Origin of the sequence: Cryobacterium sp. 10I1, from assembly GCF_035019805.1 — a bacterium.
GTDB lineage: Bacteria > Actinomycetota > Actinomycetes > Actinomycetales > Microbacteriaceae > Cryobacterium > Cryobacterium glucosi.
In genome coordinates this window covers 1-5,863 of sequence record NZ_JASJVF010000207.1, presented here as the reverse complement: position 1 = coordinate 5,863, position 5,863 = coordinate 1, and the positions used below count along the sequence as shown (strand labels likewise).

Genomic DNA, 5,863 nt, shown 5'->3' with positions numbered 1-5,863 from the left:
CGTTCCGGCCTGGAATGAGCCGCTCGCCAGGAGGTCCATCGCGCGGGCCCTGCTCGTGACGAGCACGACCACGGCGCCGTCCCGGCCGGAACCGACCCCAACCTGCTCGGTGCCGGCGGCGGCGAGGCAGGCAGGTCACTGCTCGCGCGCACGGGCGTCCCTGCCGAGGCCCTCGCTCGCGTCGAGATCGTCGAAGCCTTCGCGGCCCAGGTGCTCGCCTCCCTCGACCTGATCGATGTGCCGGAGGACAGAGCCAACCGGCAGGGCGGCGCGCTCGCCCTCGGGCACCCGTTCGGCGCATCCGGTGCCCTGATCGTGCTGCGGCTTCTGGCACAGTCCCGCGCCGACGGTGTCGAGGGGGCGGATTCCCCGAAGGGGGCGGATGCCCCGAAGGGGGCGCACGCCCCGAAGGGGGCGCACGCCCTCGCCATGGTCAGCATCGCCGGCGGTCTCGGGCTCGCGGCGCTCTTCCGTTGGGAGGGCGCGCCCGGCTAGGGGTTCGTTCGTCTGAGGGCTCTTCCGCTGGGCGACAGGGCAGGCCAGTATGAAGCTGCAGACGCACGGGCGACGGGAGGACACATGGCCAGGCTGATCTACTCGGGCATCACGTCGCTCGACGGGTACACAGCGGATGCCGCCGGTGATTTCGACTGGGCGACGCCCGACGAGGAGGTGCACGCCTTCATCAACGCCCTCGAACGCAAGATCGGCACCTACCTGTACGGACGCAGGATGTACGAGACGATGGCGTTCTGGGAGACCGCGAGAGAACTCGTCGATCCGCCCGACGTGGTGCGGGAGTACACCGATATCTGGCAGGCCGCCGAAAAGGTCGTCTACTCGCACAACCTCGCGGCGGTCACGACGACGCGGACGCGCATCGAGCGCTCCTTCGACGCCGCCGAGGTACGCAGCCTCGTCGCGGACAGCAGGCTGAGCGTGTCCATCGGCGGTCCTGGGCTCGCCGCGCACGCGCTCAAGGCGGGCGTTGTCGATGAGATCCACCGTTTCGTGACGCCGATCATCGTCGGCGGCGGCACCCGGTTCCTGCCGGAGCACCTGAGGATGCCGCTCGAGCTCCGGGGTGAACGACGATTCCGAAACGGAATGGTGTACCTGCGGTATGTCGTGCCGCAGGCCTGATCCGCGGGCCCGGCGGCCCGGCCCCTGCCGCCGGGATCCGGGGGCGGGCGACCGGTCGTGACCCGGCAGAAGCGCCAGCGGCTGCTGATCGCGCTTGTCCAGGTCCTGGCCATGTCCGCCTGGTTCTCCGCGTCCGCGGTCGTTCCTGCGCTCAGGCTGGAGTGGAATATCTCGACGGTCGACGCGGTCTGGCTGACGGCATCCGTGCAGCTCGGTTTCGTGGTCGGCGCCGTCCTGTCCGCGGTCCTGAACGCGGCGGACCGGATACCGCCCCAGCTGTTGATGGCTGGGTGCGCGCTGGGCACCGCCGGGTGCATTCTCGCGTTCACCGCGACGGCGACGGACCTCGCGACGGCGCTCCTCCCGCGCTTCCTGACCGGTGCGCTGCTGGCGGGCGTGTACCCGGTCGGGATGAAACTCACGGCGTCCTGGGCGCCGTCCCTGGCCAGGGGGCGGGCCTTCGGCCTGATGATCGCGGCCCTGACCCTCGGCTCAGCACTGCCGCACCTCGTCCGCGGACTGCCCGATCTGGCGTGGCGGGACGTGATGAACGTCTCCGCGGTTCTCGCCGCCGTCGCCGCGGTCGTTGCGGCGCTCCTGATCCGGTCGGGCCCGCACGGTTCGTCCGGGAGCGCCCCGATCAACCCGCGGTACGCCGTGGACATGTTCAGGGACAGACGTTCTCGCCTGGCCAATTTCGGCTACTTCGGCCACATGTGGGAGTTGTTCGCGCTCTGGACCTGGCTGCCCGCCTTCGTTCGCGCCGGCCGGTCGGCGGCGGGAGAGTCCGTGGCGGCCTGGGACACACTCGTCATCTTTCTCGTGATCGGGGTGGCCGGTGCGTCCGGCGCCCTGCTGGGCGGGTGGGCGGCCGACCGATACGGTCGCGGTACTGCGGGTGCCGGAGCCCTGATCGTCAGCGGCAGCTGTGCCCTCGCCTCTCCGCTGTTCTTCACTGCGGCGCCGGTGACCCTCGTCATCGTCCTGGCGGTGTGGGGCGCATCCGTCATCGCCGATTCCGGCGTCTTCTCCACCTCGCTCAGCGAGTCCGCCGATCCGCGCTACGTGGGCACGGCATTGACCGTCCAGACGGCCATCGGCTTCCTGATCACGGTCGTCACGATCCAGGTCGTCCCGGTGCTCGCCGGACTCGTGGGCTGGCAGTACGCCCTGCTGGTCCTGGTGCCCGGTCCCATCCTGGGCGCCGCCGCGATGATCCGTCTCGCCCTCTCGGCGGGACCGGACCGGCCGGGCGCGACGGAACCGGTGATCCCGCGCGACTGATACCCGCGGGACCTCCGGGTCTAGATCCAGTCCTCGTCGTCCTCGACCTCGATCGAGGGCTGCGTGATCGTTGCGCTGTCGTCGACCGCGTTGTAGCGGATGACGGTGCCGTCATCGAGCTCGATCACCGGCTTGGCCTCGAGCCAGGTCAGCGTCCAACGCCACGAATCCGTACCGTCCTTCGGGGCGACAGTGAGGTCCTGCTCGACCGTGCTGACCGCGAGGAGGACGACCTCGGGCAGACCGGACGGCGCCGTGCCGCCGAACGACCAGCGGGTTCCCACCTGCATCGGGCTCAGAGCTCGATCTCGTAGGTGACCCAGTCGGTGCGGGTGCCGACGTCGTCGTAGAGACGCTGGGCGGTCTCGTTGTCCGCGGCGGTGATCCACTGCACGGTCGTGAGCTTGTGCTCGGCCGCGTAGTCCTTGGCGAACTCGATCAGCGAACGGCCGACGCCGCCCGTACGGTGCTCCGGCACGACGAACAGGTCGTCGATGAAGAGACCGCGGGTGGCGCTGAGCGTGTTCGGCACCTCCCGGTAGTGCGCGAAGCCCACGAAGTCGCCGTCGTCACTGACTGCGACCGCGCCGTTCAGCACGTGGTTCCGATCGATGATCCAGCTCCAGACGCGGAGGGCCTTCTCATCGGTCAGTTCGCTCTTGTAGAACTCGCTGTAGCCCTCGAAGAGGCCCAGCCAGGCGAAAAAGTCCTTGTCGCCCAATGCTCGTACGTGAATAGCCATCTGGTTCTCCCTAACTCTCCGACACCGTGGCGAGCACGATTTCCGTGACTGCCAACTCGCCGCCTTCGACAAAAACCAATTCCGAGATCCGGCCGACAGCCTGCAGATCTGCGGCAGCCTGCGCGAGCAGGGCAACCTCTGCAGCCGTACCGCTAATTACAGCAGATGCGACGTCGGTTTTCTGGGACGCTTTCGCATCCGTCTTTCCGCGCCGGATGCCGGTGAGCGCGCGACTGGACAGCTCGAGCAGTGCGGGGTTCCCCCCTGAACCTGCGGCGAGGTCTGCCGCGATGGGCCAGGCGGCCCGGTGCACGGATCCCTCGTTGGACCAGGACCACGCCTCTTCGGTCGCGAACGGCACGAACGGGGCGAACAGACGGAGCAGGGTCGACAGTGCGGTGCGGAGCGCCGCGACGGCCGAGGCCTGCCCGGCGCCGGCTTCGCCGTACGCGCGTTCCTTGACGAGCTCGAGGTAGTCGTCGCAGAACGTCCAGAAGAAGCTCTCGGTGACCTCGAGGGCGCGGGCGTGGTCGTAGCTGTCGAACGCGGTCGTCGCCTGGGCGACGACACTCGTGAGGCGGGCGATCATGCTGCGGTCGAGGGGCTCGGTGATCGCGGCGTCCGCTGCCCCGTCGAAGCCGAGGATGAACTTCGACGCGTTCAGGATCTTGATCGCGAGGCGACGGCCGATCTTGATCTGCGTCGGGTTCTTGGGGTCGAAGGCCGCGTCGGTGCCGAGGCGCGAGGAGGCGGCCCAGTAGCGCACGGCATCCGAACCGTGCTGCACGAGCATGTCGGCGGGGGTGACGACGTTGCCCTTGGACTTCGACATCTTCTTGCGGTCGGGGTCGACGATGAACCCGGACAGGGCCGCGTGCTTCCACGGGGACCGGCCGTCCTCGAGTTCGGCGCGGAGCAGGGTGGAGAACAGCCAGGTGCGGATGATGTCCTGGCCCTGCGGGCGGAGCGAGTACGGGTAGACGAGGTCGAAGAGCTGTGGGTCGCGCTCCCAGCCGCCGGCGAGCTGCGGGGTGAGCGAGGACGTCGCCCAGGTATCCATCACGTCGACCTCGCCGACGAAACCGCCGGCCTGGCCGCGCTGGGTGCTTGCGTACCCCGGCGCGGTGTCGGAAGAGGGGTCGACCGGGAGCTGGTCGCGGGTGGCGACGATCGGCTGGTCGAAGACCGGGTTCGCGTCGGCATCCAGCGGGTACCAGACCGGAAGCGGAACTCCGAAGAAGCGCTGGCGGGAGACGAGCCAGTCGCCGGTGAGGCCGTTGACCCAGTTGTCGTAGCGGACCTTCATGAATTCGGGGTGCCACTGCAGGTCGGCGCCGTGCGAGAGCAGGCGGGACCGGAGTGCCTCGTCGCGCGCTCCGTTACGGATGTACCACTGGCGGGTCGACACGATCTCGAGGGGCTTGTCGCCCTTCTCGAAGAACTTGACCGGGTGCACGATCGGCTTCGGTTCGCCGATCATGTCGCCGCTCGCCGTGAGAAGGGCGACGACGGCCTGCTTGGCCGAGAAAACGGTCTTTCCGGCGAGCTCGGCATACGCGGCGATTCCGGCTTCGCTCGTGATGACCTCGGGCGCCTCGGCGATGATGCGGCCGTCGAAGCCCATGATCGCGCGGTTCGGCAGGTCGAGCTCCCGCCACCAGACCACGTCGGTCACGTCGCCGAAGGTGCAGATCATCGCGATGCCGCTGCCCTTGTCCTTCTGGGCGAGGTGGTGGGCGAGGATAGGAACTTCGACGTCGAAGAGCGGGGTGCGCACGGTCGTGCCGAAGAGGTGCTTGTAGCGCTCGTCGTCCGGATGCGCGACGAGGGCCACGCAGGCCGGCAGCAACTCGGGCCGGGTGGTCTCGATCTCGATCGTGGAACCGTCGGGCTTGCGGAAGGAGACCCGGTGGTACGCGGCGGGCATGTCCTTGTCCTCGAGCTCGGCCTGCGCGACGGCCGTGCGGAAGGTGACGTCCCAGAGGGTCGGCGCCATGGCCTGGTAGGCCTCGCCGCGGGCGACGTTGCCGAGGAAGGCGAGCTGGGAGGATGCGATCGAGTGCGAACCGATCGTGCGGTAGGTCTGGGTCCAGTCGACGCTCAGGCCGAGGTCGCGCCAGAGCGCTTCGAACTGCTTCTCGTCTTCGAGGGTGAGGCGTTCACAGAGTTCGATGAAGTTGCGGCGGCTGATCGGGACTTGGTCGGCGGCCTTGGTGCTCTTGCCGTCGCCGCCCTCGAAGGGCGCGGTGAAGTCGGGGGCATACGGCAGCGACGGGTCGCAGCGCACGCCGTAGTAGTTCTGCACCCGGCGTTCGGTCGGCAGGCCGTTGTCGTCCCAGCCCATCGGGTAGAACACGTCGCGGCCGCGCATCCGCTGGAAGCGGGCGACGACGTCGGTGTGCGTGTACGAAAACACGTGGCCGATGTGCAGTGAGCCGGACGCGGTCGGCGGGGGAGTGTCGATGGAGAAGATGTTCGCCCTGGTCGCGGAGTCGCGGTCGAAGCGGTACGTGCCCTCGGTGTCCCAGGTGCCGCCCCATTTGTTCTCGAGGCCCTCGAGGGCTGGCTTGTCCGGAACGTTCGGGATCGTCATGGTTCTCCGATTCACTGTCTGCGGCACCGTGTCTGCGGTGAGGTGCCTGAATATTGGCCTAACCCAACCTACCCGATGCCCCGTTCACCGGCGATTCGGGG

General features: G+C 68.6%; 5 protein-coding genes and 1 pseudogene. 3 read left to right on the top strand and 3 right to left on the bottom strand.

The window, feature by feature from the left end; genetic code table 11:
• Nucleotides 1–93: 93 nt before the first annotated feature.
• The 3 genes and pseudogenes from QN345_RS14710 to QN345_RS14700 all read left to right on the top strand — a co-directional run.
• A pseudogene (locus QN345_RS14710) lies at nucleotides 94–495 on the top strand (hypothetical protein); the annotation flags it as partial.
• 84 nt (nucleotides 496–579) lie between these two features.
• Entirely contained in the window at nucleotides 580–1,143 is a 564-nt protein-coding gene (locus QN345_RS14705; protein ID WP_134447906.1) for a dihydrofolate reductase family protein, read from the top strand.
• A 57-nt stretch (nucleotides 1,144–1,200) separates the two neighbouring features.
• Nucleotides 1,201–2,427, top strand: coding sequence for an MFS transporter (locus QN345_RS14700; protein WP_198413425.1), 1,227 nt, complete (start codon nucleotides 1,201–1,203; stop codon nucleotides 2,425–2,427).
• 20 nt (nucleotides 2,428–2,447) lie between these two features.
• Here QN345_RS14700 and QN345_RS14695 read toward each other — a convergent pair whose 3' ends face one another.
• From QN345_RS14695 to valS, 3 genes are read right to left on the bottom strand one after another with little or no spacing between them, the layout of a single operon-like run.
• Nucleotides 2,448–2,717, bottom strand: coding sequence for a hypothetical protein (locus QN345_RS14695; RefSeq protein WP_134447908.1), 270 nt, complete (start codon nucleotides 2,715–2,717; stop codon nucleotides 2,448–2,450).
• 5 nt (nucleotides 2,718–2,722) lie between these two features.
• Nucleotides 2,723–3,169, bottom strand: a complete 447-nt coding sequence (locus QN345_RS14690; RefSeq protein ID WP_134447910.1) for a GNAT family N-acetyltransferase — start codon at nucleotides 3,167–3,169, stop codon at nucleotides 2,723–2,725.
• Between the two features lie 10 nt (nucleotides 3,170–3,179).
• A complete protein-coding gene (valS, locus tag QN345_RS14685; protein WP_134447912.1) occupies nucleotides 3,180–5,762 on the bottom strand; it encodes a valine--tRNA ligase in 2,583 nt (860 codons plus the stop codon).
• Nucleotides 5,763–5,863 lie beyond the last annotated feature (101 nt).

Excerpts from the sequence above, each read along its gene's own strand:
- valS (WP_134447912.1), bottom strand. The coding sequence starts at position 5,762 with ATGACGATCCCGAACGTTCCGGACAAGCCAGCCCTCGAGGGCCTCGAG.
- QN345_RS14705 (WP_134447906.1), top strand. The coding sequence starts at position 580 with ATGGCCAGGCTGATCTACTCGGGCATCACGTCGCTCGACGGGTACACA.
- QN345_RS14690 (WP_134447910.1), bottom strand. The coding sequence starts at position 3,169 with ATGGCTATTCACGTACGAGCATTGGGCGACAAGGACTTTTTCGCCTGG.
- QN345_RS14695 (WP_134447908.1), bottom strand. The coding sequence starts at position 2,717 with ATGCAGGTGGGAACCCGCTGGTCGTTCGGCGGCACGGCGCCGTCCGGT.